Origin of the sequence: Paenibacillus sp. OAE614, from assembly GCF_040546645.1 — a bacterium.
Classification (GTDB): domain Bacteria; phylum Bacillota; class Bacilli; order Paenibacillales; family Paenibacillaceae; genus Paenibacillus_AQ; species Paenibacillus_AQ favisporus.
The window spans coordinates 6,939,434-6,964,852 of sequence record NZ_JBEPOD010000001.1; the positions used below are offsets into that span (position 1 = coordinate 6,939,434).

The window sequence follows — 25,419 nt, forward strand, 5'->3', positions numbered from 1 at the left end:
GGAAACTTCCCCTCCACCCTTTTTTGTGTTTAAAAAAGGATGATGGTTAGGCGTCCGTGTCCGTATCATCTCTAGGAGGATCAACAATGACTGAATACTTCATCCGCCGCTTGCTGCAATCCATTCTTGTACTCTTTCTGATCTCTTTGGTTGCATTCGGCCTTATTCACGCTGCGCCAGGCGGTCCAACACAGATGATGATGGCCCCTGGAGTATCACCCGAAACCGCAAAGATCCAAGCCCATAACCTGGGTCTGGATAAGCCGGTTCCTACCCAGTACGTTATTTGGCTCACCAACATGCTGAAAGGCGACCTGGGTCATACGTTCAAAAACAACCTGCCGGTTGGCGAAGTGTTGTGGCCAACGGTTGGCAACACGATCAAACTGATGGCGTTTGCCTGGTTTATTTCACTGCTCATCGCTATTCCATGGGGAATTTATAATAGTACGAAAGTGTACGGTATTTCAGACCAAACAGCCAACTTTGTCAGTTATATCGGCTTTGCAATGCCTGCATTCTGGTTCGGCATCATCCTGCAGGAGTTGTTTTCCCTAAAACTAGACTGGCTCCCGCTGTCCGACATGTACGACATGGATAAGCAAGGGAACTTCGGCAACCTGCTGTATCACTTGATTCTGCCTTGCTCCGTATTGGTGCTTGGTTTCTTGGCCTCTTATTCCAAGTACGCGCGTTCCAGTATGCTTGAAGTGCTGGAGCAGGACTACATCCGTACGGCCCGTGCGAAGGGTGTTCCTGAGCGCAAAGTTATTTTCCGGCATGCGCTGCGTAATGCCCTGATTCCGATCATTACGATCATCGGCCTGGATCTGCCGATTCTGGTCGGCGGTGCGACGCTGACGGAAAGCGTATTTAACTGGCCGGGCATGGGGCGCTTGTTCGTCGAAATGGCTCGTGCGCGCGAGTATTCGGTCCTGATGGCGATTACGCTGATAACGGCTGTGGTCGTCGTTGCCGGCAACTTCCTTGCCGATATTCTGTACAAAATCGTCGACCCACGCGTGAAACTTGGAAGTAAAGGAGGAAAATCGGCATGAGTGACATGAACATCGAGACAGCTCCCAATGTTCAGGCATCTGAGCATCCGGAACCGGCCAACGCGCCACTTCCCCCTTCCAAGAAGCCTCCGGGCCCGTGGATGACGGTCGTGAAGAAATTTTTCCGTAATCCTTATGCCGTAACCGGACTTATCGTATTGCTCTTTTTTGTCGTGATATCCGTACTGGCAAACGTTATTACGCCATACGATCCGGCTAAGATCGATCTGATGAACTCCAACCTGAAGCCAGGCAGTGGCGATCACCTTCTTGGCACAGACGAACTTGGCCGCGATATTTTTTCGAGACTGCTGCACAGCGGTCAGATTTCCCTGCTGGTCGGATTTTCCGTCGCAGCGATTTCCGTCATCATAGGTACACTGGTCGGCGCGATTTCCGGCTTCTTCGGCGGCTGGATCGATACGATCTTCATGCGTCTGATTGATGTCATGAACTCGATTCCGACGCTGTTCCTGAACATTCTCGTCATGGCGATTTTCGGAACGAAAATCCAATATATGATCATGATTTTGGCCTTTACAAGCTGGATGGGCGTTGCCCGTCTCGTCCGCGGTACGTACCTGCAGCTTCGTGAAATGCAGTACGTAGAGGCTGCCCGCGCTATCGGCGTTTCCAGAACAGGTATTATTTTCAGGCATTTGCTTCGTAACGCAAGCTTTCCGATTATCGTAAACGCCACCCTGATGGTAGGGGGCGCGATTCTTTCCGAGTCCGGATTGTCCTACCTGGGTCTGGGTATCCAGGCACCGGCCACAAGCTGGGGACTTATGCTGAGCAACTCGCAGGAGTTTATGCTGATTGACCCGTTGCAGGCCATTTATCCAGGGGTTTGTATCCTGGCGGTCGTGCTTGCCGTCAACTTCATCGGAGACGGTATCCGCGATGCGATGGACCCTAGACAGAAGAAGAAGATTTCCCGGAGGAGGCTGGACAAATGGCGGAAAAACTACTCGAAATCCGGAATCTGACCACGGCATTTATGTCCGAGAATGGTTTCGTCAAGGCGACGGACCGGATCTCACTCAATATCGAAAAAGGACAGACGCTCTGCCTCGTCGGCGAGTCCGGCAGCGGAAAAAGTGTTACCTCTTTATCCATCATGCGTCTGATAGATTATGCAGGGGGCAGTATACTGGAAGGTAACATCCGGTTTAATGGCGACGACCTTGCAACTAAAGAGCAGGACCAGATGAGATCGATCCGCGGCAACAAGATCGCGATGATTTTCCAGGACCCGATGTCTGCGCTTAACCCCGTCTTTACCGTGGGTGAGCAGATCGCAGAGAGCCTGCGTCTGCATCAGAACAAGAGCCACAGCGAAGCCTGGAAAGAAGCAATCGAGCTGCTTCGTCTGGTAGGTATACCAGCTCCGGAAATGCGAGCCAAGCAGTACCCGCACGAGTTGTCCGGCGGTATGTGTCAGCGCGTCGTCATCGCGGTGGCACTGGCCTGCAAGCCCGAGCTCTTGATTGCGGATGAACCGACAACCGCATTGGATGTAACGGTACAGGCACAGATTCTGGAACTGCTTATGAAGCTGAAAGAAGAACTCGGTATGGCGATTCTGCTGATCACACACGATATGGGTGTGGCTGCCGAGGTGGCTGACCATATTGCCGTTATGTATGCGGGCTCGATCGTCGAGCAGGGTACGGTTGAAGAAATTTTCTCGAACCCTTCCCACCCATACACGGTTGGTCTGCTGCAGTCCATTCCGGGATTTGAAGGCAAACGCGGCAACGAATTGTACACGATCAAGGGTACCATCCCTGGTCTGGGCAACCTGCCGAAAGGATGCCGCTTTAACCCGCGCTGTCCGCATGTGATGGATAAATGCCGTCAGGTGGAGCCGGGCGATATTCAGATCGGCGAAGAACACAGCACGAAATGCTGGTTGTACGAAGACAAGGATCGTAACGGAGTCTCGGTAAGCGGTGGAATAGGGGGAAATGCCAATGGCTAAGAACTTGATCGAAGTAGAGCACGTGAAGAAGTATTTCCCTATCCATAAAGGACTGCTGAACCGCGTTGTGGGCAATGTCAAAGCGGTCGACGACGTGTCCATTACGATCCGCGAAGGCGAAACCTTCGGACTCGTCGGCGAGTCCGGATGCGGCAAGTCGACGCTGGGCCGGGTCATTTTACGGCTGCAGAACGCTACTGCTGGTGCCGTTAAATTTAACGGGCGCGATATTCATTCCATGGGCTCCAAGGAATTGAACAAAATGCGCGAGGAAATGCAAATTATTTTCCAGGATCCGTTCGGTTCCCTGAACCCTCGTTTCCTGGTCAAGGATATTATCGGCGAACCGCTGAAGGTCCATACGAAGATGTCTTCTTCGGAGATCGAAAAGCGCGTCATTGAGCTGATGGAGCTGGTTGGTTTGGACGCTTCCCGTCGGAACCGATATCCGCATGAATTTTCCGGCGGTCAGCGTCAGCGGATCGGGATCGCTCGCGCTATCGCGCTGAATCCGAAATTCATCGTGGCCGACGAAGCGGTATCGGCGCTTGACGTGTCGGTCCAGTCGCAGGTCATCAACCTGCTGATGAAGCTGCAGCGCGAAATGGGCCTGACGTTCCTGTTCATCGCCCACGGCCTGAACGTCGTCCGTCATATCTCCGACCGCGTCGGCGTCATGTACCTCGGTAAAATGGTTGAGGTCGGCGAAACGGAAACGCTGTACGCCAACCCGCTTCATCCTTACACCGCGGCGCTTCTGTCCGCGATTCCGAAGCCGACGCCAACGAAGAAACGCAACCGGATCGTCCTACAGGGCGATGTGCCGTCTCCGGCCAATCCACCGTCCGGCTGCCGTTTCCATCCACGCTGCCCGTTTGCTCAGGAGAAATGCAGCCAAGTGGAACCGGCCCTGACGGAAGTGCTTCCTGGGCGCCAGGTGGCCTGCCACTTCCCGATCGGCGTGGAAGGCGGTTCGGACCTGAACAGCCTGAAGTAATATTATATTCGACGATTAGAGTTATATGCTGTGTATACAGGAAGGATTGGGGTCCTTCTGAGCGTTCCGTATACAGCCCTGCCTGCGGTGTTCAGCCGAGGCGGGGCTTTTTTTGAGGGTTGAAAACGGCTTAGAAATATCCTCATTCCGGTAACGCTGTTACCTTTTTAAGGTTTTCTTTTGTTTCGTTTGCGTTTACAATGTAAATGTCGTTTGGCTGTGACTTTATACCCAAATGGCAGCGGGCAAGCTTGTGCGTCAAGCCTTCGCCCCTCGTGTAAATATAGAAGGGAGGGATGGAAGTACAGGCGCGACCTGGCTATAATTCATTTTTTATTCTAAATTTAAAGAAGGAATCCCTTAATGAAAAAGAGAACAAAAACATATATAACGTTAACTGTGATTTTGCTGCTTCTGGCCGGAGGGGCTTATCTCTTCCGCAAGCAGCTCGCAGTCATGGCCTTTGACCTGTTCCTGTCCAAGCAAGTGGAAAGCTCGCTGCAGAAATCGTATCAGCCGTTGACGTCCCAGGACAACGTGCCGAGCAAGCCGGTGGAGAAGATTGCGTACCAAAGCAAGCCGTTCTCGGTGCTGCTGCTCGGATCCGACCAGCGTGACAACGAACCGTCGCGTTCGGATACGATCATTTATTCGGTCGTTCGTCCAAAGGATTCCAAGGTGCTGCTCATTTCGATTCCGCGGGACACGTATACAGAGATTGTCGGCAAAGGTAAAAAAGATAAAATTACCCATGCGTATGCCTTTGGAGGTCAGCAGATGTCCAAGGATACCGTCGAGGCGTTCCTGGACCACGATATCAATTATTATGCCACCATCAATTTCAAAGGTCTGAAGGACGCGGTTGACGCGCTGGGCGGCGTGGAGCTGCCGATCGGCAAAGATATTGTCAACAAAGGCAAGGATCATGAGAAATTTACGGTCAAAGCCAATAAGCCTATTTACAGCGGTGAAGAAGCGCTCAACTATGTGCGCTACCGGGAGGACAGCGATTTTAACCGGACGAAGCGCCAACAGGTCTTTTTGGATGCGGTGGCCAACCGGATGCTGAACCTGAATCAAATTTCCAAAATTCCGGAGCTGCTCGAAATTATGGGTGACAATTTCAAAACCGATATGCAGCCCAATTTCATTATCAATTTAGCGAAACAAGTGCTGGCCGGTGATAAGGCTGAGATGACTGCCTATACCATCATGGGTGAGGGCATGAAGATTGACGGCGTTTATTATGATGAGCCGATCAAGAAGGATGTGCAGAACGCCAAGAAGCTGATCGACAGCTGGGAGAATCCGGATACCCCTTCGGATCAGCTGTTGACGCCGGACATGTTGGATAAGAAGGAAGAAACGACTGCTGTAAAGTAACAAAAACGTCTATCGACGAATGCTCTAAGAAGACAGACCGCGTTTAACGGAAGTTTTTCTTGCGATATAAGGATGCTGAGTCTCCGAAGATTAAGCTTTCTTATATCTAAAACAAAAACGTTTATCGACGAATGCTCTAAGAAGACAGACCGCGTTTAACGGAAGTTTTTCTTGCGATATAAGGATGCCGAGTCCCCAAAGATTAAGCTTTCTTATATCAAAAAAAAGCGTGCCTATTGGCTCGCATATAGAAAAAACCAAACCGCAACAAGCAGCAGTGTGCATTTGCGGAATCAGAAATGCGGGGCATGATCGGCAGCCACAGGTTCGGCTGCTGATTTTGTGTCCCTACTGAGACATTGGGCGGTTTGAAACGTATGGAGTTAGGGGAACCTTGAAAAAGGGTAAGAGGAGGATCAATTTTCATGAATATAGCGTTTTTTCTGCTCCCTAAACAGGAAGTGGTCAGTGTTACCATGGACTCCACGCTGCGGCAAACGCTGGAACGGATGGAGTATCACAGGTATACGGCCGTACCGATCGTCGGGAAGAACGGGGAATATGCAGGAACGGTCACGGAAGGCGATCTGCTCTGGTATATGAAGAATTCCGGCGGAAAGGTGACGTTCGAGAACACTTCCAAATTTCTGCTGAAGGAAGTTCCGCTCAAAGTGCATAATAAGCCGGTGTCCATCGACGCCAATATGGAAGATCTGATTAATTTGGCGAAAGTGCAGAACTTTGTGCCGGTGGTGGATGATATGAACCGGTTTATCGGCATCGTGCGCAGAAGCCAGATTATCGAATACTGCGAGAAGTTCGTCTCCAGAGAATCCAAAGCTTCGGAGGAGACCAAGGCATCCATAGAGACCCGCTAATCCGCTGGTTTGAGGAAGCTGGGCAAAGATTTTGAATAAGCAATGGCAAAAGACCTGCTTGGATTGGGATGTACGGGATGGCAGGTCTTTTTTGCCTTATCATTATTCATTTATCCGTTCGTAGGCAGGAACATAGGCAGAGGTTAATAACGCCACTTTGCTGGATGTTTGCCGCCGTTTTAGGCCAGGGGGGCTTTTCGTGAGAGGCTATTATTTATGCTATAATGGAGAATAAAGCTTTTTCATCAAATAAAGGCGTATATGCTGATATTGGGCCGCCGAAGAGAAACCGAATAGGCATCGGAGGATAAAGCCCCACATCGTGGGGTTATTTAAGGGAGTGTGACCTAGAGGCATGCCAAAGGATTTGGATGTAGCCAAACGCGCTAAAGTTATTGAATGGCTGAAAACCGAAGTCGTAGACCACGTATCCCGTCTTTTCAAAGCCTTGTGGGAAGGCAGCACCACCCGAGTGGGCGACAGTCTCGCCAGCTTGATTATGAGCTCTTACATACTGGCCCGCAGGCTCGGCATGTCCTACCGGGACATGGATGATCTGCTGCTCGACAAATTGAAGAAGCATAAACAGGAAGGTCACCAGCTTGAAGATTGGTACCAGGATATTTCCGCGCTGGAAGAACATATGCGTAAGAGGTGAACACATTGAAAATGCGCTGGACGTCGGTAGTCTGGAGTGTCGTCTATTTGCTCCTGCTGCTATCTTTACTATCTCCCTTCTCGATTGTGACCGTCTTTTTTCTCATCCTGCCGGCCGCAATCCTATTCACAACACTTAACGTCAAATCGTTCATACTGCATGTGCTCCCGGTTTGGCTGATTGCCTACCTTGTACATCCGGTGTATTTGCTGCTCGCCGTTTATTTTATGATTCCTGCCCTGATTATGGGGCGGGCCTACAAGAGAAGGGTGCCGGCTATACGCACATTGATGCTGGGTGCAGGTACCATTTTGGCGGAACTGCTGCTCCTGCTATTGGTCGGAACGGCGTTCTTCCACTTTGATCTGTCCAGCTACGTCCATGACATTGTCAAAATGACGATGTCCCCGCTGCGTGATGTGGGCGGAAGCAACCCGCTGATTTCGGATATGGCCTGGTCTCCCGAGGAGATGCAGATGGTAAGCGACGCCACGGTGCAAATGATTCCTTTTGCCATGATAGTCAGTTCCTTTATGATGGCGGTGATCACGCACGCGCTTGCTCGTCCGATCATGGATAGCATGGGCTTCTCTGTTCCAAGGCTGAAGCCGGCCCGCGAGTGGATGCTGCCGAGATCCCTGATCTGGTATTATCTGATTGGTGTCATTATTGAAATTTTCGCAAGCGGATCAAAGAACAGCTTTCTCGACATGATTGCCGCGAACTTGCTGCCGCTTCTGCATATTTGCTTTATGATTCAAGCGTTTGGCTTCTTCTTCTTTTTGGGGCACAAGCGGAAATGGCATCCCGTCATCCCGCTGCTGTTCGCGATTCCCATTCTGCTGTTCCCGCCGATGCGGATTATCGGCATTCTGGATCTTGCATTTCCGCTTCGTCAATTTATGACCAAATCAAAACGTTAGGGTGGGTGTCATGCCTAAATTTCTACAGAAACGCTGGCACGGCTATTATACCGTCTGGGCGTTTGCGCTGATGCTGGTTCTGGTCATTATTGTGACCCGGTATAACTGGGCGCTGGGAATCGTCAGCCTCTGCCTTGTCGTCGCGCTCTGCTATGCGGTGCTGAAGAAGGAAATGGACTTCCGCAAAAAACTGCTTGAATACATCAACGGCCTCTCCTTCCGGGTGAAACGGGTCGAAGGGGAAGCCATCAACACGCTGCCCTTCGGGATCGTGCTGTACAGCGAGGACCGCGTGGTTGAATGGAATAACCGGTTCGTCTGTACCATGTTCGGTCAAAAATCGCTTGTGGGCGCTAGCCTATCCGAGCTGTTTCCCGATCTGATGCCGCTGCTTGCCGAGAAAAGGGACGGTGGCCGGGAAGCGCATAAGGACGGGCCCAAGGAGATCGAGACGGAAATCCAGGTGGGCGAGCTGCACTATCATTTGATCCTGAATACCGATGAGCGGCTGATCTATCTGTACGACGTAACGGAGATGGTCGTGCTCCGGGAGAAATACGAGGCCGAGAAGCTGGCGATCGGCATCATTATGATGGATAACCTGGACGAAGCGGCCCAGGGCATGGATGACCAGCAGCGCACGTCGCTCATTGCGAAGGTGACCAGCGAAATCACGGAATGGGCGAAGCATTACGAAGTGTATCTGCGGCGCTTGTCGTCCGACCGGTATTTGATGATGCTGAACTACAGATCGCTCCAGGAGCTGGAGAAAAGCCGCTTTGTCATTCTTGACGAGGTCCGCGAAATGACCGCGGAGCTGAAGGTGCCGATGACGCTGAGCATCGGGCTGGGTTTTGGCCCCGACAGCATCAGCGAGCTGGGCGAGCTCGCGCAGTCGTCGCTCGACATGGCGCTCGGGCGCGGCGGCGACCAGGCAGCCGTCAAGGCCGGCCAGCGGCTGTCCTTCTACGGCGGCAAGTCCAACGCCGTCGAGAAGCGCACGCGGGTCCGGGCGCGCGTCATCGCGCACGCGCTGCGCGACCTGATGCAGGAGAGCGACAAGGTGTTCATCATGGGGCACAAGATGCCGGATATGGACGTCATCGGTGCCTCCATCGGCGTGCTGAAGGCAGCGCAGATGTACAATGTGGAAGCGTACATCGTGCTGCCTGGCACGAACCCGTCCATTGAGCGGATGATGACCCAGGTCCAGAAGGACGAGAAGCTCGTCGAGCGCTTCATCTCCCCGGAACAGGCGCTGCAGTTGATCAGCCCGCACAGCCTTCTGGTCGTGGTGGACACGCACAAGGCGTCCATGACGATCGAACCGAAGCTGGTTCATCACGCCAGCCGGGTCGTCGTGGTCGACCATCACCGCCGCGGCGAAGAATTCATCAACGACGCCGTGCTCGTGTACATGGAGCCGTACGCTTCATCCGCATGCGAGCTGGTGACGGAGCTGCTGCAGTATATCCATGAGAAAATCCAGCTCACGCCGCTGGAAGCGACCATGCTGCTGGCCGGGATTACGGTGGACACGAAGCATTTTGCGCTGCATACCGGTTCCCGGACATTTGAGGCGGCAGGCTTCCTCCGCCGGAGCGGAGCGGATACGATCCAGATCCAGCGGATGCTGAAGGAAGACCTGCAGGAATATCTGGCAAAGTCAGATATCATTAAGCGTGCTAAAATGGTATATGATCATATCGCTCTGGCAGTCACGGATCCGGGAACGGTCATCCCGCAGCTGCTCATTGCGCAGGTGGCGGATACGCTGCTGAACATGACGGATGTGGTGGCTTCCTTCGTGATCAGTGAACGTCCGGACGGGTTGATCGGGATCAGCGCCCGTTCCTTCGGGAAGATGAACGTGCAGGTCGTGATGGAGCGCCTCGGCGGCGGAGGCCATCTGACCAATGCTGCCGTGCAGCTGAAGGGCACTGTCAAGGAAGCGGAGGCCCAGCTGCTCGAAGTTCTTGCACAAATTGAGGAGAAAGAGGGGTTGTTCGAATGAAAGTCATTTTTATCAAAGATGTTAAGGGTCAAGGCAAAAAAGGGGACATTAAAGATATATCGGAAGGCTACGCAACGAATTTCCTTATTCCGCGCGGTCTCGCTCGCGTGGCAACCGACGGCAACATGAAGACGCTGGAGAATCAGAACGCAGCCGAACAGAAGCGCAAGCAGCAGGAGAAAGAAGAAGCGCAGATTCTCGGCAAAAAACTGGAAGAGATGACCGTACAGCTTAAAGCGAAAGCCGGGGAAGGCGGACGGCTGTTCGGAGCAATCACGAGCAAGCAAATCGCGGATGCACTTTCGCAGCAAGGCATCAAGATCGACAAACGCAAGATCGAATTGGATGAGCCGATCCGGACATTGGGCGTGACGCAGATGACCGTGAAGCTTCATCCGGATGTCAAAGCTACGCTGAAGGTCCAGGTCACGGAGGAATAAGATGGGCGGAGAGCTCTTTTTCGACCGGATTCCCCCGCAAAATCTGGAGGCGGAGCAGGCGGTTCTAGGTGCGATTCTGCTGCAGAGCGAGGCTATGATCACCGCGATGGAGCGGGTTACGCCCGAGGATTTCTACGATGTGCCGCATCAGCTGATTTATGAGGCGATGATCCAGCTTGGAGAAGAGAACCAGCCGATTGATCTCATTACCTTAACCTCGCGTCTGCAGGACAAGGGACAGCTGGAAGAAATCGGGGGCGTCAGCTACCTGGCGAAGCTTGCACATGCGGTGCCGACAGCGGCCAATGTGGAGTATTACGCCCAGATCATCGAAGAGAAATCCATGCTGCGGCGGCTCATCCGCACAGCGACGCAGATCGTCAGCGAAGGCTACACCGGCGGCGAAGACGTATCCGGCATGCTGAGCGACGCCGAGCGGCGCATCCTGGAGATTTCCAACCGGCGCAGCGGCAGCGGCTTTGTCGCCATCCGCGACGTGCTGATGGAAGTGTTCGAGCGCGTTGAGGTGCTGCACCAGCAGAGCGGAAGCACCACCGGCATACCGACAGGCTTTGTCGATTTGGACCGAATGACGAACGGCTTCCAACGTTCCGACCTGATTATCGTGGCCGCCCGTCCTTCCGTCGGCAAGACGGCGTTTGCCTTGAACATCGCCCAGAACGTGGCGGTTCGTGCGAAAGAAACGGTCGCGATCTTCAGTCTGGAGATGTCAGCGCCCCAGCTCGTCAACCGGATGATCTGTGCCGAAGCGAACCTGGATGCCAACTTGATGCGTACCGGCGACTTCAAGACCGATGAGGATTGGGCCAAGCTGACCATGGGGATCGCTTCCCTGGCGGAGGCCGAAATTTACATCGATGATACGCCAGGCATCACTGTTGCGGATATCCGCTCCAAGTGCCGCCGTCTGAAGAAGGAGAAAGGGCTCGGGATGATCGTAATCGACTACCTGCAGCTGATCCAGGGACGCGGCAAAGCCGGCGAGAACCGCCAGCAGGAAGTATCTGAAATTTCCCGTACTTTGAAACAGATCGCGCGTGAGCTAAGCGTACCGGTTATCGCTCTGTCCCAGCTCAGCCGGGGCGTAGAGCAGCGGCAGGACAAGCGTCCGATGATGAGTGACCTTCGTGAATCGGGTTCCATCGAGCAGGATGCCGATATCGTTGCGTTCCTGTACCGCGACGACTACTATAACCAAGAGACGGAGAAGAAAAACATCATCGAGATCATCATCGCCAAGCAGCGTAACGGTCCGGTGGGCACCGTCGAACTGGTCTTCATGAAGAATTTCAATAAGTTCGTCAATTACGAGCGGACGCACACCGACGCATTCGCAATGTAGCGAAGCCGGCGATGATGTTCGTGAGAACGGATAGATAGATCCAATCGATCTTATAAATGGTTACCCATATTTCTAAGAATGCTTGTCTTATTTCCGAACAATTGTACTTTAGTTAGTGCAATTGTTCGTTTTTTATTTGACTTTAAAAATGGGGACTGTTACACTGGTAATGCTGCTTTAGCACAGTCCAGCGCTCGTCTCATGGTAGGGGACACTGGAACGTGTGAGGGTTTTACATGCCCTTTGACGATGGCAGCATTGAAATGGTGCATAATCATACTTGCAGGTAAACATAATGAAATAAGCTTGTAATTAAAATGCGGTGGTACACACCAAGCGGGGGAATGAACATGTCAACAGTAGTCGTTGTGGGAACACAATGGGGAGACGAGGGCAAAGGCAAGATTACGGATTATCTTGCAGAGAGCGCCGATGTGGTGGCCCGGTATCAAGGCGGCAACAATGCCGGTCATACCATTCTGATTGACGGTAAAAAATATAAGCTCAGCCTGATTCCATCCGGCGTATTTTATTCCGATAAAATTTGCGTCATCGGCAACGGGATGGTCATCAACCCGGCGGCACTGCTCGAAGAAATCCAATACATTCACGATAACGGATTTACGACGGACAATCTGAGAATCAGCGATCGCGCGCATGTCATTATGCCGTATCACATGGTGCTGGACGGTCTGGAGGAAGACCGCAAAGGGCCGAACAAGATCGGCACGACCCGGAAAGGGATCGGCCCATGCTACATGGACAAGGCGGCACGTAACGGCATCCGGATTTCCGATCTGATGGATCCCGAGGAGTTTGAACTCAAGCTCCGCCATCTGATGAAAGAGAAGAACCAGGTCATCGAAATGTACGGCGGGGAGCCGCTGGACGTGGAGGAAACGCTGAAGCAGTATCTGGACTACGCGGAGCAGATCCGGAAGTACGTTACCGATACCTCGGTCGTCCTGAACGATGCGATCGACGAAGACCGCAAGGTGCTGTTTGAGGGTGCGCAAGGGGTCATGCTGGATATCGACCAAGGCACGTACCCATATGTAACTTCGTCCAACCCGTCCGCGGGCGGCGTATGTATCGGATCGGGCGTAGGACCCTCCAAAATCCAGCAGGTCATTGGCGTGGCCAAATCCTACACGACCCGTGTAGGCGACGGACCGTTCCCGACCGAGCTGAACAACGAGATCGGCGATTATATCCGGGAGAAGGGCCATGAGTACGGCACCGTAACGGGACGTGCGCGCCGCGTCGGCTGGTTTGACAGCGTCGTGGTCCGCCATGCGCGACGTGTCAGCGGCCTGACAGGACTGTCGCTGAACTCCCTGGACGTGCTTACAGGTCTCGATACGGTTAAAATCTGCACCGGATACAAATTCCGCGGGGAAATCATCACCCACTACCCGTCGAGCCTGAAGATGCTGGGCGAATGCGAAGCGGTGTACGAAGAAATGCCGGGCTGGCACGAAGATATTTCCGGCGCGAAGACGCTGGACGATCTGCCGGAAACGACACGCAACTATGTTAACCGCGTATCCGAGCTCACAGGCATTCCGATTGCTATCTTCTCGGTAGGACGCAACCGGAACCAGACCAATCAGGTATTGCCGATCTATTAATCAGTAATCAGCGTACAATAGCCTGGAAGCAGGCGAATAGATATCCGTTTTGATCGAAGAGGTCACCTCGACGCCAAGTGCGTCAGGGTGGCCTTTTTTGATGATGTAATGAAAGTATAAACCACTCGGAGCCAGCTTCCTTGTTGTGGAGTCTGCGTAAAAGTATCTGGAATAAGCATCGAAGCATAAGCCCCACGTTGTTGGGGCTATTTTGCGTACCGCAGGATTGAATCCTCCGCTTCCCGTCAATACTGCTAGATATATAGATTGAATTGTAATTTTACTGGAAGTTTTCAGTTCATTCTATTGAACAGCGCCGTTTCATAGAGTTCGGCGGCCGTGACTTTGATAGAGTCGGAACGGTGCAGAATGGGGGCGGCCTGGCCCATAGCGATTACGCTCTAATAACAGACAATCATACGTATTGGCATGGATAGGTCGTCACAGGTCGTCACAAAGAATAACGGCTGGAATGCCGGAAAACAGCCCGGATATGAGACGGGAAGGGCAAAGGAGGAGGTACGCCATGAAAATTGCGCAATGGCTGCTCAAAACGGTGCTGACCGTAGTGCTGATCAGCGGCTTGACGGTACTTACGACAGGAGCTGTCGTGAATATGTATGTCCAATCGCTACTGGCCAGCTTTAACATTCAGCTGGAGGGTCAGCCGACGGGCATTGGTGGCATGATGAAAGGAATGCTGGGTTTGAACACCACCAAGGAAAAGGAGCCCGATAAAGAGGCGGCCAGCACGGCTCATACGGCGGACGACAGCAAGACGTCGGGGGGAAGCACGAATACGGCCGACAATGGAATAGGCAGCACGGAGGGAGCGGGAGAAACCGCCGGAACCGGGTCCCAGACCGGAACCAACGCTGGTGAGGCGGGATCGGGGGGCAGTACGACCGGTACGGCGACGGGAGGAAACGCGGAAGCCGAGGGCACCGATGCGCCGGACGACGCACTGCCCGTTATGGGGCAGGGTCTGAGCGAATCAGCCATGGGCGGCCAGTCCACAGCCGATCAGCAGGTCGTCATCAGCCCGGACGAAATGATCCAGAAGAAAGATGAGCTGACTGCAACGGAGAAGGAGCAGATTTTTAACATTTTGATGAAAAAGCTGCCGCAATCGGAAATGCAAAAAATTTCGGCCGCGATGGAGGACGGCCTGACCGAGCAAGAATTATCGACAATAGAAGACACGATCTCCAAGTATTTGACGAAGGAAGAATATGCCGCGCTTAGTAAACTGCTGGAGCAATAGGCGGCTGGAAACACTGGGCGATCAAACCCAACGGAGGGAGTTGTAACCTTTTAATGAATTAAAGCAACGCAATCCACTTATAGGTAAATAACATAAACCCGCGCCGGACGCGGGTTTTTTGCTGTGCGCCGAGAGTTGAATTGTTTGTAAACGTTGTGTTAAAGTATAGATTGTGTTAAAAGGTATCAAAATTTTAACTTTTTCGTCATTTTTGAAAAAGCATACAAAGCAAACAAGGAGAGAGTTATGAAGGGTTTTAAGGGTAACCGCTGGAAGGAGAATAATCAAGCTTCGACAAATTCCGCGCAACTCTCCGGAAAGCAGGATGAACATCAGCATATGGGCGCTGCGACGCCTGGAACTGAAACTCAAGGGCGGAAATGGAGCGCTCCACGGAAATGGATCGCGGGTACGGCCGGTGCGGTCATCGTGATCGCTGGACTTGTGTATGCAGGCAATCAGTACGTCAATGCCAATATGGTCCCGTATTATCATGTCCTTGTACATAATCAGGAAATCGGGACGGTCAAGGATCCCTCTCAAATCGATAAGCTGTTCAGCCAGAAGCAGCAGGAATATCAAGATAAATATCCGGGTGTGGAGATGGTGCTTCAGACGGACGGCATCACGACGAAGGTCGAGAAGGCGTTTCAGGCCAAGCCGGATACGGATAACACGCTCAAGAAGCTGGACGGTATGCTTAAGGCATATGCCGAAGGTGTGGAGCTGAAAGTAAATGGCAAGGTCGTCGGGATCGTGAAGGACCAGGCTACGGTGGATGCCGCACTGGAACAGGCGCAGATGAAGTTCGCGCCGAAGGCTGTGGTTACTGCGGCCAGCGGGAAGGACAAGGCGAAAACGAAGCTGAAGAAGATGGCGGCTACAACCTCCTCGGCGAAAGCCGCGAATACACCGGGAGCTTCGGTCCAAAAGGTGTCGATTAAGGAGAAAGTAACTGTAGCGCCGGTCAAGGCTGACCCGAACAAAGTGCTGACCGCGGCGGAGGCAGCCAAACTTCTGACGACGGGGCAGGAAGCGCCGCTGGTGTACACGGTGGAGGAAGGCGATACGATCAGCACGATCGCGAGCCAGTTCAAGATCACCCAGAAGGAGATTTACAGCAACAATCCAGGTGTGAAGGAAAAGTACCTGCAGATCGGCGATCAGCTGAAGCTGACCGTACCGAAGCCGCCAATTACGGTGAAGACGGTCGAGAAGGTGACCGAACAGGTATCGACTGCGCCGGAAATCGAAATCCGCAAGAGCAAGGAACTGCCGGCCGGAAAGACCAAGGTCGTTCGGCCCGGACAGGAAGGCCTGAAGGTGATGACCTATCAGGTGACGAAGGAGAATGGAAAGGTCATCAGCGAGCAGTGGCTCGGACAAACGGTCGTGAAGTCTTCGCTCAAAGAGGTCGTCCTGCAGGGAACGAAAGTTCCGGGCAGAGGCTCCGGACAGTTCGCCTGGCCGGTGAGCGGCCATATCATATCCAGCTCCTATGGCACCCGCTGGGGCAAGATGCATAAGGGCATCGACGTGGTATCCGGCAACCGGACGATCATGGCCGCTGACGACGGCACGGTAACCTTTACGGGTCAAATCAGCGGCTACGGCAACGCCATCATCATCAGTCACGGCAACGGCTATGAAACGCTGTACGGACATTTGAACAGCATCTCGGTTCACAGCGGCCAAAAAGTAAGCCAAGGCGAAAAAATCGGCATCATGGGCAGCACCGGACATTCGACCGGCACCCACCTGCATTTTGAGATCCACAAGAACGGTTCGATTCAGAACCCGATGAAATATTTGAACTGAGTTTGGCTGCGGTAAGGATTAGCATAAGATAATAACCGGATACAGCTATCATATATTTATATTCAAAGCATGGTCTTCTGAGGGAGGCCGTGCTTTTTTTAGTGGGATGGCGGAGGTTTGCAAGAAATTTTCATGAAAAGGAAAGGATTACTGTCAAAACTGCGGCTCTGCGGGATGTGACGGGCTTCCAGGTATGGTAAAATGAAAAGGACAGTGTCAACAAGTACGGAAAGAAAAAGAGGTGGGGTCAGCCGATGCAGGGAACCATTTTGGTCGTGGATGATGAACAGCCGATTGCCGATATTTTGAAATTTAATTTGGAAAAAGAGGGATACGAGGTCATCTGTACCTTTGATGGCGTGAGCGCCGTGGAAATGGCCTTGTCTGCGCAGCCGGACCTGATGCTGCTGGATCTGATGCTGCCCGGTAAAGACGGCATGGACGTGTGCCGCGAGGTGCGCGCCGCCGGGATGGAGCTGCCGATCATTATGCTGACGGCCAAGGACGAGGAGATCGACAAGGTGCTGGGGCTGGAGCTTGGGGCGGATGACTATGTCACCAAGCCGTTCAGCACGCGCGAGCTGTTGGCCCGGGTCAAGGCGCAGATGCGGCGCCAGAACAAACCGAACGGTACGGAGGCGGCCGCCGCGCCTGCAGCGGCAGCGCCGAAGCAGGGCGTGCAGCTGTTCGGCCTGTTTATCGATACGGATATGTATCTGGTGTACAAGGACGGCGAAGCGCTGGATCTGACGCACCGGGAGTACGAGCTGCTGTATTACTTGGCCAAAAATGCGGGCAAAGTCATGACACGGGAGCATCTGCTGCAGGCGGTATGGGGATTTGAATACTTCGGCGATGTCCGCACCGTCGATGTGACGATCCGGCGTCTGCGGGAGAAAATCGAGGAGAATCCGAGCAAGCCGGAATACATCCTGACCCGGAGGGGGCTTGGCTACGTCATGCGGAGTCCCAAAAACGGGGGCCTGTAAATGAAATGGCCCTCCTTTTTCCGCACGATCCAAGCGAAGCTGATCATCATCTATGTGCTGCTTATCCTGATCGCGATGCAGCTGATCGGGGTGTATTTTGTCAGCGCGATGAAAAATTCCCTGACCAGCAACTTTACGAAGGACCTGCAGGAGCGGGCGGAGCTGCTGTCGGTGCTTGCGGCGGATAAGCTGGGCGGCACCGGAGATACGGGAGAGAATAATCCGGTGGAGAGCCTGGGAGCAATCGTCAACAACCTGTTCAACCTGAACGGGGCGGAAATCCAGGTGCTTGACGCCAGCGGCAAGGTGCTGATCACGTCTTACCCTTCGCATGCCGACTATGTCGGGAAGAAGAACACGCAGACGGTCGTGAGCCGGGCGCTGCAGGGCATCAAGGACAACGAGGAATACGTCATCGATGAAGACAATGTGCGCAAGAAGGTCGTGGCGAAGCCGGTCATGAACAACGGGAAAATCGTCGGCGCTATCTACATCGTCGCTTCGATGAAGGAGCTGTACGATACGATGGGCCGGGTGAACAACATTTTCATTTCCGGTATCCTGCTGGCGCTGGGGATGACCTGCGTGCTCGGCGTCATTCTGGCTCATACGATCACTCACCCGATCAAGGAAATGACCAACCACGCCACCGCGGTGGCCGAGGGCAGCTTCGACCAGAAAATGCCCGTATTCGGCAACGATGAAATCGGCCAGCTTAGCGAGGCGTTCAACTATATGACTTCGCGGCTGCGCGAAGCGCTGATCCAGAACGAAGAGGAGAAAGAGAAGCTCGCTTCGATCCTGACCAATATGAGCGACGGCGTGATCGCCACGGACGAGGCCGGCAAGGTCATCCTGATGAACCGCCGCGCCGGGGCGATCCTTGGCGTGGACGAGGATGAGCTGGCCGGAAGCGATATCGCGCAAGTGCTGGGACTGACGTCGGAGCAGGCGGACACGTTCACGGAAGGAACGTACGTGACGATGCTGCTGCAGATCAGTCCGGACGAGGAGAAGGAGAAATCGCGCCATTACATGGTGCGCGTGACCTTTACTCCGATTCACCGCCGCGAATTCGGCATCACGGGCACGATTGCCGTGCTGCAGGACGTGACGGAGCAAGAGAAGCTCGAGGCGTCACGCCGTGAGTTCGTGGCGAACGTGTCGCATGAGCTGCGCACACCGCTCACGACGATCAAGAGCTACACCGAAGCGCTGGATGACGGGGCGCTGGACGATCCGCCGCTGGCGGCACGGTTTGTCGGGGTCATCCAGAACGAAACGGAGCGGATGATCCGGCTCGTGACGGACCTGCTCCATCTGTCCAGGCTGGACAATAAGGAGGCGCTCTTGCGCAAGCAGCCGACCGATGTGCTGGAAATGCTGGAGGACGTGTCGGACCGCTTTTCTTTTCAAATGCAGCAGAAGGGCATTCTGGCGGAAGTCCGCGTGGAGGAAGGGGTTCAGAAGGCGCCGTTCGACCGGGACCAGATCGATCAGGTGCTGGACAACCTCGTATCCAATGCGCTCAAATATACGCCGTCCGGCGGCAGCATCACAATGGAAGCGGCGCTGACCGAAGGCCGTCTGCTCGCCATTTCGGTGCAGGATACCGGCATCGGCATTCCGAAGAAGGACCTGGACCGGATCTTCGAGCGCTTCTACCGGGTGGACAAGGCCCGTTCCCGCAACATGGGCGGCACCGGACTCGGATTGTCCATCGCCCGCGAGATCGTGCTCGCCCACGGCGGCACCATCTCCCTTCAGTCGGAGCTGGGACAGGGCACGAAGGTGACGTTTACGCTGCCTCTGGGTGACGAAGGGGGGAGCGCCTCATGAAGGAGAAGATGAAATCGATCCTGCTGGCGCTGCTCGTTGCCGGCAGCCTGGTGCAGAGCTATTACCTGATTTACCGGCTGCCGGGCGGGGATTCGATCGCCAAAACGGAGAACAATTATATCAAGACGGACAACATGGGGCCGGAGGAGAGCGCCGAGAACCTGATTTATCCGGATAAAATGCAGATTCATATGGGAGAAGGCAAGCATACGGTCTTTTACCCGAACTCCACGTTCTACAACTTGATTTACTCGCGTCTGAAGGGACGGAGCTTCGAGAGCTTCCAGCGCCGTCCGGTGGAGAACACGGACTGGAACAAGATCCGCAATGAGGATCCCGGCATCGAGTTGACCTTCGGATCGGGGATCCCGGTATCGCTGCTCCAGCGCGTCATGCAGATCGCGCCGGACTCACTGTTTGAAGCGGAGCGGATCGACCGGATCTGGATTTATACGTCGCCGAACGATTCCAAGACGCACGCGATGTTCTTCAGTACGGAAGGCGATGTCGTCTATGAAGCCGGCAAAGTCGACCTGACGGTGCAGGACGTGCAGCAGCATGTCGATTTCGGCAAGGAATGGACGGCCTACTCCTCGGAGGCAGGCGGCAAGTATTATGTGCCGCAGTCGTCCATCCAGATGGTGGAGGCTGAGGTCAATATCGGCGTCTATACGGTGGAACAGATGCAGCAGAGCCTCTTCTTCGACCCCGGCATTACCCGTTACATCCAGGAAAAGGATGGATCGGAGATTTATACGGACAGCAAGCGGAGCCTCCAGGTGCGGCAGGAGCAGAAGTGGATCAGCTACACCGATCCGGCCGCGCCGCCGGCGGGCGAGAGCAGCGACGGGAAGGATGCACTGGCCGCCGTTGACTTCGTCAACGAGCATGGCGGCTGGAATGGAACCTACCGGCTCGGCCAGTCGGGTACCGGAGAGGACCGCAGCCAAATCGTGTTCCAGCAGTATTACGGCGCTTATCCAATCCTGGACACGCTTAATTTCCATTACGGCACGATCCGGCTGAACCTGCAGCAGGGCACCGTGTCGGCCTATGAGCGCTCCCTGATCTATATGAAAGCCGGGGAGCAGCATAAGACGATGGTGAAGCTGCCGGGCGGTGCCGAGCTCAAGGAGAAGCTGAGCCGGATCAACAAGGACTCGGCGATCGAGGATCTATATCCGGCGTATTTGCCGGAGCTGACCAAGACCGGAACGGGACTGAAGCTGACGCCGGTCTGGGCGGTGAAGCAGGAGAGCGGCGCCGTGACGGTGATCCGCTAAAGGGACGCCAGGCTTGGCATGATGCGGGTTGACCGATGGAAAAGAGTGGCGTAAGGTGGGAGTAGCAGGGAATTCTGCCTCCCAATCTATATCTTGCTGCTGTATTTAGAGGCAATAACGGATGCAGCATATAGCATGAAAGGTCGATTAGAAGGAGCAAAGCTCCATTTTCATAACGATCGGATGGATCGCGTGTCGAGGCTTGGGAATCTTGGGTTAGCCGAAGCTATGGGGAACCAAACGGGATCAAATTTCGGGTAAAAGGAGGGCAAGGAATGGATTGGGGACGGGCCAAAAATGTGCTGATCTACGCTTTTTTGCTGCTGAACCTGGTGCTGGGCTACCAGCTGTGGGCCGACGTGCGCGAACAGGCGGACACCAATCTGGACTTTGCCTCCCTGGCGGACAGCACGCAGAAGGCGATGGAGGAAAAATCGATTCAGCTGCTGTGCCCGATTCCGAGCATGACGCCCGCGCTGCCCAAAATCTCCTACCACTACGTGAGCGGGGAGAGCATCGGCAAGCCGGTCACCCTGAATAAGCCGGTCGAGAGCAAGCTGATCTTTATGGGTACCGACCTTGTGGACGCCCTGGGCGACCAGATTCCCGAGTTCGGCAATTACCGGTATGACCCTCAGGCGAGTCAGGAGATGACGGATGCGGAGCTGGAACGGGTGAAAGTTGCCGGTGCCGCGGGCAGATTCGTCATGCATACGCTGGTGGACGGGAAATGGCCGCTGTTCAACGATCAGCTCGAGCTGTACTACAGCGAGCAGAAAATCGTATCGTACCGCCAGTCGCTGGTGGAAATCGCCCCGATGGAGGATGAGCAGGAGCAGAAGATTTTGCCGGCATCCGGGGCACTAAAACGGTTAGTGGACGCTTTTATCCCGGAAGGTTCGTCCATAAAGGACATTCAGCTGGGCTATTACGGCCAGGTATTTAACTCGGAGAGCCAGGTGGCTGCGCCATCATGGCGGTTCACGCTGGAGAGCGGAGAAATTTATTACGTACAGGGGATCAGCGGTGACGTGACCGTGAACAGCCCCAGGGATGAAGAGGGAAAGGAGCAGGGATGATGGGCATATCTTTTACCGTTCTGTCGAGCGGATCGACGGGGAACGCAACCGTGGTAAGAAACGAAGATACGACGCTGATGATCGATGCCGGGCTTAGCGCCAAGCGGATCGACGAGCTGATGGAGCAGCGGGAGCTGTCGGGAGAGGAACTTGACGGGATTCTTGTCACCCATGAGCATTCCGACCATATTAAAGGGCTCGGTGCCGTGGCCCGCAAATACGATCTGCCGATCTATGCCAACGAGAAGACATGGGAGGCGATCAACAAGTCCGTCGGCAAAATCGCCGAGGAAAACCGTGTCGTGATGGACAGCGGCGAAGTGCGTGATTTCGGATCGCTGCGGGTGGAGTCTTTTCAAATCTCGCATGACGCGGCAGAGCCGGTGGGCTACTGCTTCTACGACGGGGACGAGAAGCTGAGCGTGGCCACGGATCTGGGCTATATGAGCGATAAGGTGAAGCAGGCCATCAGCGGCTCGAACGTGCTCGTGCTGGAGGCGAATCACGATATTGAGATGCTGCGGATGGGCCGTTACCCGTGGAACACCAAGCGCCGCATTCTGGGCGACCTTGGGCACTTGTCCAACGATGCCGCAGGCGAGGCGATGAGCGAGCTGCTGACGGGAGACCTGAAGCGGACGTATCTGGCGCATTTAAGCCGGGACCATAATCAGATGGATTTGGCGAAAATGACCGTGCGTACCGGGATGGAAGACCGGGGATGCTTCTATAAAGACAGCGAATTTAAACTGTGCGACACCTACTACGACCGTCCTACACCGTGGGATAAGGTGAGTGAGCCATAAAGGCGTCGAGCTCCGCCGCTTTTCTCTCTACCTCGTCACGGGTGAGAATGCCCTTGTCAATGAGCAGTTCAATGATCGTGCTTAAGGCAAGGGTATTGCGGTAGTGCTCGTCCTTTAAATCCCCCAGCTTGGCCATCATATTCACATAGTCCATCGAAGACGGAAATCGTTCCATGAGTCCGTTCCTCCTTGTTTTTCAACATCGTTTCAATTCCATAACCCACCAATGACGCAAGCGATAAAAGATTAGGGCAACCGCCCCACTTATGTTACAATAACTATACCGCATGAATGTCCGCGAGGGCTTGCATACAGCGGGTTTGACTGGTGTCCAGCCTGCAGCATAGCAGGTCATGCTTCGCCTTTTTCATAGTTTCATCAGGCTTTACTTTTATTCTAGTCTGTATATGCCGGAAACATTCCTGTTTCTATGAAAATAAATCTCATATGCTGTATAGAATAGGCTAAAGAATGAATGTTATAGGCCGCCTATCGGGCTGTTATAGCAGGAAGTTCAATGCAACTTTAGTTCAATCTATATAGAAAGAGAATCCGAAGTCAACGTGAGTGAATTCATACATACGAATGTGAGTGACTGAGACTTCAACGCTTTAAATTTGCTGCTTAGATTCGGCCCAATGTGGTGATGTAAAAAATAAAGGGTCTGCCTCGTGCAACCTTGGTGAGCTGGAAGCAGTTATTAATAGTATAGGCAGTCTGAACGATTAGAAGCTTATAAGAACATGCCGCCACGTCATTAGTTATACAGATCGGCCATTGGCGAAGGATATTTTTCATTTCTCGTCAAAGGCATCTGTATGGATGAATCTCATAAGATTTTCGGGATGCGTTACAACAAAGGGGAGAGGATCACATGGGGCTGTTTCGTGACGATTTTTATTCGACCAAAATTTCCAAACGGCGAAGCCTTCGCAAAGTATATCCCGCACAGCGGGTGTGGGGCAGAAGCAGGCGCAGCCGGGGGACGTCCACGCTGTTCGTGGCGACGGTCAGCTCCGTCATCAGTGCGGTGGTGGCGGTGCTCCTGTTCAGCCTCATCACCGGCCTTCCTTCCCATACAAGGGAGACGGCGGCGGTCAGTGCCGTTACTTCAACCCCGCTGGACGGCAGCGGAGATCCGTTCGACCGGCTCGTTCAGGCAGCGGCCAAAGTCCGCCCGACCGTCGTCAGCATCGTGAACTATAAAGATGCGAAGGACGCGGACAAGGGAACGGCCGACCTGGAGGATTCGGCGCTCGGATCAGGGGTCATTTTCAAGAAGGAGAACGGCAAAGCTTATGTCATCACCAATAACCACGTCATTGAAGGCTCACAGGATCTGGAAGTGATGACGGTCGGCGGGGACATGAAAAAGGCAACGCTCGTCGGTACCGATAAAGTAACGGATATCGCCGTCTTGTTGGTGGACGACAAGAATATTGCCGATGTGGCCGAAATGGGCGACTCTACGAAGCTGCGCCTAGGTGAGACGGTGTTCGCCATCGGCAACCCGCTTGGGCTCGGGGATACGCTGACGTCCGGCATCATCAGCTACACCAACCGGGTCGTGCCTGTGTCGCTGAACCAGGATGGCGTGTACGACTGGGAGCAGGAAGTGATCCAGACCGACGCGGCTATCAATGAAGGCAACAGCGGCGGCGCGCTGGTGGACCTGAACGGCAAAGTGATCGGCATCAACACGATGAAGATTTCTGATGCCGGCGTGGAAGGCCTGGGCTTTGCCATCCCGGTCGATCAGGTGATGAAGACGGTGGATGAGCTGATGAAATACGGCAAAATCTCACGTCCTTACTTGGGCGTGTACACCGTGGACTTGAACAATCCGTACGCCCCGTTGGATGAAGACCAGCGTAAGGAGCTGAAGCTTCCGGCTGATGTGAAAGACGGCGTGGTCGTGCTGGACGCCATCGGACCTGCCAAAGATGCCGGACTGAAGCTGAACGACGTCATTACGGAGTTCAACGGGGACCCGATCAAGACTACGCTGGAGCTGAAGAAGTACCTGTATGACAAAGTGAAGATCGGCGACATGCTCAAGGTCACCTTTTACCGTGCAGGCCAGCAGGAGACCGTGGACGTCAAGCTCGCCGACAAGCCGGATTCCTAAAATATGACGTGTGATCCGGCCCAAAACCGGATATAATGAGAGTCATAGGTTTTCGGAATTGACCAGCCAGAAATACGTACATTGTGTGCAATTGTAAGGGGATGCCATTTTATGTTTGTCGTTTGTAAAGACCATGTGGAGCTCGCGATCGATATGTTCGTCGACGAGTACGAGGATGCGCCGGATATCGTGGACCTGAAGGAGACGGAGTTCTCCGATTGGGACCCGCCTGTACAGTGCGCGCACTGCGATCAGCCAGCCAAGTTCCTGGTCGTGTAGCCGCAGGGCTTCGCAGGAAATGCTATGAAGAGATGAATAGCGAGGGGGAGAGCGTGGAGACACGCTCTTTTTTACTTTCAGGGAATAGTTAGGGTAAAAAGATAAGTGGAGGGGTATTCATGCTGATTCAAATTATCGGCGTCGGCAAGCTAAAAGAGAAGTATCTGGTGCAGGGCATCCAGGAGTACGCCAAGCGGTTGACGCCTTATATTAAATTTCAGATGGTAGAGGTCGCGGACGAGAAGGCCCCCGACACCTTGAGCGAAGCCGAGGTGTCGATCGTGAAGGAGCGCGAAGGCGAACGCATCCTCGCGCACATCAAAGAGAGCGCGCATGTAATCGCGCTCGCCATTGGCGGCCAGCTCTGGAGCTCGGAGGAGCTGGCCGCCGAGATCGACAGGCTCGGCACCTACGGGACGAGCCATGTCGTGTTCGTGATCGGAGGGAGCCACGGGCTCTCCGATCAGGTGCTGCGCCGCGCTCAGCAGCGCTTGAGCTTCGGGCGCATGACCCTGCCGCACCAGCTGATGCGGCTGGTGCTGGTGGAGCAGATTTATCGCGCGGTGAAGATTAATCGGGGGGAACCGTATCACAAGTGACGGCGA

23 protein-coding genes are annotated in these 25,419 nt (G+C 54.0%); 22 read left to right on the top strand and 1 reads right to left on the bottom strand.

Annotation, left to right across the window (positions count from 1 at the left end; all coding sequences use genetic code 11):
- The first annotated feature begins 86 nt into the window (after positions 1–86).
- The 19 genes from ABIE48_RS31795 (at position 87) to ABIE48_RS31885 (ending at position 22,407) form a co-directional block, all read left to right on the top strand.
- Complete coding sequence (locus tag ABIE48_RS31795; RefSeq protein ID WP_145027541.1) at positions 87–1,058, top strand: ABC transporter permease; 972 nt, start codon at positions 87–89, stop codon at positions 1,056–1,058.
- Positions 1,055–2,047: an ABC transporter permease gene (locus ABIE48_RS31800; RefSeq protein ID WP_260869487.1), complete on the top strand. Its 993-nt coding sequence runs from the start codon at positions 1,055–1,057 to the stop codon at positions 2,045–2,047. Before ABIE48_RS31795 ends, ABIE48_RS31800 begins: the two co-directional genes overlap by 4 nt.
- Positions 2,014–3,042 carry an ABC transporter ATP-binding protein gene (locus tag ABIE48_RS31805; protein WP_145027543.1) on the top strand — a complete coding sequence of 343 codons (1,029 nt, stop codon included), beginning with the start codon at positions 2,014–2,016 and terminating at the stop codon, positions 3,040–3,042. Before ABIE48_RS31800 ends, ABIE48_RS31805 begins: the two co-directional genes overlap by 34 nt.
- Positions 3,035–4,039, top strand: coding sequence for an ABC transporter ATP-binding protein (locus tag ABIE48_RS31810; RefSeq protein WP_089549489.1), 1,005 nt, complete (start codon positions 3,035–3,037; stop codon positions 4,037–4,039). The genes ABIE48_RS31805 and ABIE48_RS31810 overlap by 8 nt, the downstream gene beginning before the upstream one ends.
- A 363-nt stretch (positions 4,040–4,402) precedes the next feature.
- Positions 4,403–5,422 (top strand): LCP family protein, encoded by a 1,020-nt coding sequence (locus ABIE48_RS31815; protein ID WP_145027544.1) that lies wholly within the window; start codon positions 4,403–4,405, stop codon positions 5,420–5,422.
- A gap of 425 nt (positions 5,423–5,847) precedes the next feature.
- On the top strand, positions 5,848–6,300 hold the full coding sequence (locus ABIE48_RS31820) for a CBS domain-containing protein (protein ID WP_116233205.1): 453 nt from the start codon (positions 5,848–5,850) through the stop codon (positions 6,298–6,300).
- Positions 6,301–6,655: 355 nt separating this feature from the next.
- Entirely contained in the window at positions 6,656–6,958 is a 303-nt protein-coding gene (locus ABIE48_RS31825; RefSeq protein WP_076172449.1) for a MazG-like family protein, read from the top strand.
- Positions 6,959–6,969: 11 nt separating this feature from the next.
- Entirely contained in the window at positions 6,970–7,881 is a 912-nt protein-coding gene (locus ABIE48_RS31830; protein ID WP_234489821.1) for a DUF2232 domain-containing protein, read from the top strand.
- Positions 7,882–7,891: 10 nt separating this feature from the next.
- Positions 7,892–9,895 (top strand): DHH family phosphoesterase, encoded by a 2,004-nt coding sequence (locus tag ABIE48_RS31835; RefSeq protein WP_076172445.1) that lies wholly within the window; start codon positions 7,892–7,894, stop codon positions 9,893–9,895.
- A complete protein-coding gene (rplI, locus tag ABIE48_RS31840) occupies positions 9,892–10,335 on the top strand; it encodes a 50S ribosomal protein L9 (protein WP_145027546.1) in 444 nt (147 codons plus the stop codon). Before ABIE48_RS31835 ends, rplI begins: the two co-directional genes overlap by 4 nt.
- Before the next feature lies 1 nt (position 10,336).
- Positions 10,337–11,698, top strand: a complete 1,362-nt coding sequence (gene dnaB, locus ABIE48_RS31845; protein WP_076172441.1) for a replicative DNA helicase — start codon at positions 10,337–10,339, stop codon at positions 11,696–11,698.
- A gap of 350 nt (positions 11,699–12,048) precedes the next feature.
- Positions 12,049–13,329 carry an adenylosuccinate synthase gene (locus ABIE48_RS31850; protein ID WP_145027548.1) on the top strand — a complete coding sequence of 427 codons (1,281 nt, stop codon included), beginning with the start codon at positions 12,049–12,051 and terminating at the stop codon, positions 13,327–13,329.
- A 526-nt stretch (positions 13,330–13,855) separates the two neighbouring features.
- On the top strand, positions 13,856–14,593 hold the full coding sequence (locus ABIE48_RS31855; RefSeq protein WP_192716902.1) for a hypothetical protein: 738 nt from the start codon (positions 13,856–13,858) through the stop codon (positions 14,591–14,593).
- 246 nt (positions 14,594–14,839) lie between these two features.
- A complete protein-coding gene (locus ABIE48_RS31860; RefSeq protein WP_145027552.1) occupies positions 14,840–16,411 on the top strand; it encodes a M23 family metallopeptidase in 1,572 nt (523 codons plus the stop codon).
- 254 nt (positions 16,412–16,665) lie between these two features.
- Positions 16,666–17,400 (top strand): response regulator YycF, encoded by a 735-nt coding sequence (yycF, locus tag ABIE48_RS31865; RefSeq protein WP_145027554.1) that lies wholly within the window; start codon positions 16,666–16,668, stop codon positions 17,398–17,400.
- Between the two features lie 75 nt (positions 17,401–17,475).
- Complete coding sequence (walK, locus tag ABIE48_RS31870; protein ID WP_483312701.1) at positions 17,476–19,239, top strand: cell wall metabolism sensor histidine kinase WalK; 1,764 nt, start codon at positions 17,476–17,478, stop codon at positions 19,237–19,239.
- Positions 19,236–20,522, top strand: a complete 1,287-nt coding sequence (locus ABIE48_RS31875; RefSeq protein ID WP_192716900.1) for a YycH family regulatory protein — start codon at positions 19,236–19,238, stop codon at positions 20,520–20,522. Before walK ends, ABIE48_RS31875 begins: the two co-directional genes overlap by 4 nt.
- A gap of 275 nt (positions 20,523–20,797) precedes the next feature.
- A complete protein-coding gene (gene yycI / locus ABIE48_RS31880) occupies positions 20,798–21,601 on the top strand; it encodes a two-component system regulatory protein YycI (protein ID WP_192716899.1) in 804 nt (267 codons plus the stop codon).
- Positions 21,601–22,407, top strand: coding sequence for an MBL fold metallo-hydrolase (locus ABIE48_RS31885; protein ID WP_145027560.1), 807 nt, complete (start codon positions 21,601–21,603; stop codon positions 22,405–22,407). The genes yycI and ABIE48_RS31885 overlap by 1 nt, the downstream gene beginning before the upstream one ends.
- Here the strand turns inward: ABIE48_RS31885 and ABIE48_RS31890 are convergent.
- The gene (locus ABIE48_RS31890) at positions 22,376–22,582 is read right to left on the bottom strand and encodes a hypothetical protein (RefSeq protein ID WP_105445384.1); all 207 of its coding nucleotides are present in this window, start codon (positions 22,580–22,582) and stop codon (positions 22,376–22,378) included. The genes ABIE48_RS31885 and ABIE48_RS31890 overlap by 32 nt on opposite strands.
- Before the next feature lie 699 nt (positions 22,583–23,281).
- Here ABIE48_RS31890 and ABIE48_RS31895 point away from each other — a divergent pair.
- The 3 genes from ABIE48_RS31895 to rlmH all read left to right on the top strand — a co-directional run bounded on the left by ABIE48_RS31895 (position 23,282) and on the right by rlmH (position 25,413).
- The gene (locus ABIE48_RS31895; protein ID WP_192716898.1) at positions 23,282–24,535 is read left to right on the top strand and encodes a S1C family serine protease; all 1,254 of its coding nucleotides are present in this window, start codon (positions 23,282–23,284) and stop codon (positions 24,533–24,535) included.
- A gap of 111 nt (positions 24,536–24,646) precedes the next feature.
- A complete protein-coding gene (locus tag ABIE48_RS31900; protein WP_094597789.1) occupies positions 24,647–24,814 on the top strand; it encodes a CxxH/CxxC protein in 168 nt (55 codons plus the stop codon).
- A gap of 119 nt (positions 24,815–24,933) precedes the next feature.
- On the top strand, positions 24,934–25,413 hold the full coding sequence (rlmH, locus tag ABIE48_RS31905; RefSeq protein ID WP_116233218.1) for a 23S rRNA (pseudouridine(1915)-N(3))-methyltransferase RlmH: 480 nt from the start codon (positions 24,934–24,936) through the stop codon (positions 25,411–25,413).
- Positions 25,414–25,419 lie beyond the last annotated feature (6 nt).

Excerpts from the sequence above, each read along its gene's own strand:
- ABIE48_RS31795 (WP_145027541.1), top strand. The coding sequence starts at position 87 with ATGACTGAATACTTCATCCGCCGCTTGCTGCAATCCATTCTTGTACTC.
- ABIE48_RS31800 (WP_260869487.1), top strand. The coding sequence starts at position 1,055 with ATGAGTGACATGAACATCGAGACAGCTCCCAATGTTCAGGCATCTGAG.
- ABIE48_RS31805 (WP_145027543.1), top strand. The coding sequence starts at position 2,014 with ATGGCGGAAAAACTACTCGAAATCCGGAATCTGACCACGGCATTTATG.
- ABIE48_RS31810 (WP_089549489.1), top strand. The coding sequence starts at position 3,035 with ATGGCTAAGAACTTGATCGAAGTAGAGCACGTGAAGAAGTATTTCCCT.
- ABIE48_RS31815 (WP_145027544.1), top strand. The coding sequence starts at position 4,403 with ATGAAAAAGAGAACAAAAACATATATAACGTTAACTGTGATTTTGCTG.
- ABIE48_RS31820 (WP_116233205.1), top strand. The coding sequence starts at position 5,848 with ATGAATATAGCGTTTTTTCTGCTCCCTAAACAGGAAGTGGTCAGTGTT.
- ABIE48_RS31825 (WP_076172449.1), top strand. The coding sequence starts at position 6,656 with ATGCCAAAGGATTTGGATGTAGCCAAACGCGCTAAAGTTATTGAATGG.
- ABIE48_RS31830 (WP_234489821.1), top strand. The coding sequence starts at position 6,970 with ATGCGCTGGACGTCGGTAGTCTGGAGTGTCGTCTATTTGCTCCTGCTG.
- ABIE48_RS31835 (WP_076172445.1), top strand. The coding sequence starts at position 7,892 with ATGCCTAAATTTCTACAGAAACGCTGGCACGGCTATTATACCGTCTGG.
- rplI (WP_145027546.1), top strand. The coding sequence starts at position 9,892 with ATGAAAGTCATTTTTATCAAAGATGTTAAGGGTCAAGGCAAAAAAGGG.
- dnaB (WP_076172441.1), top strand. The coding sequence starts at position 10,337 with ATGGGCGGAGAGCTCTTTTTCGACCGGATTCCCCCGCAAAATCTGGAG.
- ABIE48_RS31850 (WP_145027548.1), top strand. The coding sequence starts at position 12,049 with ATGTCAACAGTAGTCGTTGTGGGAACACAATGGGGAGACGAGGGCAAA.
- ABIE48_RS31855 (WP_192716902.1), top strand. The coding sequence starts at position 13,856 with ATGAAAATTGCGCAATGGCTGCTCAAAACGGTGCTGACCGTAGTGCTG.
- ABIE48_RS31860 (WP_145027552.1), top strand. The coding sequence starts at position 14,840 with ATGAAGGGTTTTAAGGGTAACCGCTGGAAGGAGAATAATCAAGCTTCG.
- yycF (WP_145027554.1), top strand. The coding sequence starts at position 16,666 with ATGCAGGGAACCATTTTGGTCGTGGATGATGAACAGCCGATTGCCGAT.
- walK (WP_483312701.1), top strand. The coding sequence starts at position 17,476 with ATGCAGCTGATCGGGGTGTATTTTGTCAGCGCGATGAAAAATTCCCTG.
- ABIE48_RS31875 (WP_192716900.1), top strand. The coding sequence starts at position 19,236 with ATGAAGGAGAAGATGAAATCGATCCTGCTGGCGCTGCTCGTTGCCGGC.
- yycI (WP_192716899.1), top strand. The coding sequence starts at position 20,798 with ATGGATTGGGGACGGGCCAAAAATGTGCTGATCTACGCTTTTTTGCTG.
- ABIE48_RS31885 (WP_145027560.1), top strand. The coding sequence starts at position 21,601 with ATGGGCATATCTTTTACCGTTCTGTCGAGCGGATCGACGGGGAACGCA.
- ABIE48_RS31890 (WP_105445384.1), bottom strand. The coding sequence starts at position 22,582 with ATGGAACGATTTCCGTCTTCGATGGACTATGTGAATATGATGGCCAAG.
- ABIE48_RS31895 (WP_192716898.1), top strand. The coding sequence starts at position 23,282 with ATGGGGCTGTTTCGTGACGATTTTTATTCGACCAAAATTTCCAAACGG.
- ABIE48_RS31900 (WP_094597789.1), top strand. The coding sequence starts at position 24,647 with ATGTTTGTCGTTTGTAAAGACCATGTGGAGCTCGCGATCGATATGTTC.
- rlmH (WP_116233218.1), top strand. The coding sequence starts at position 24,934 with ATGCTGATTCAAATTATCGGCGTCGGCAAGCTAAAAGAGAAGTATCTG.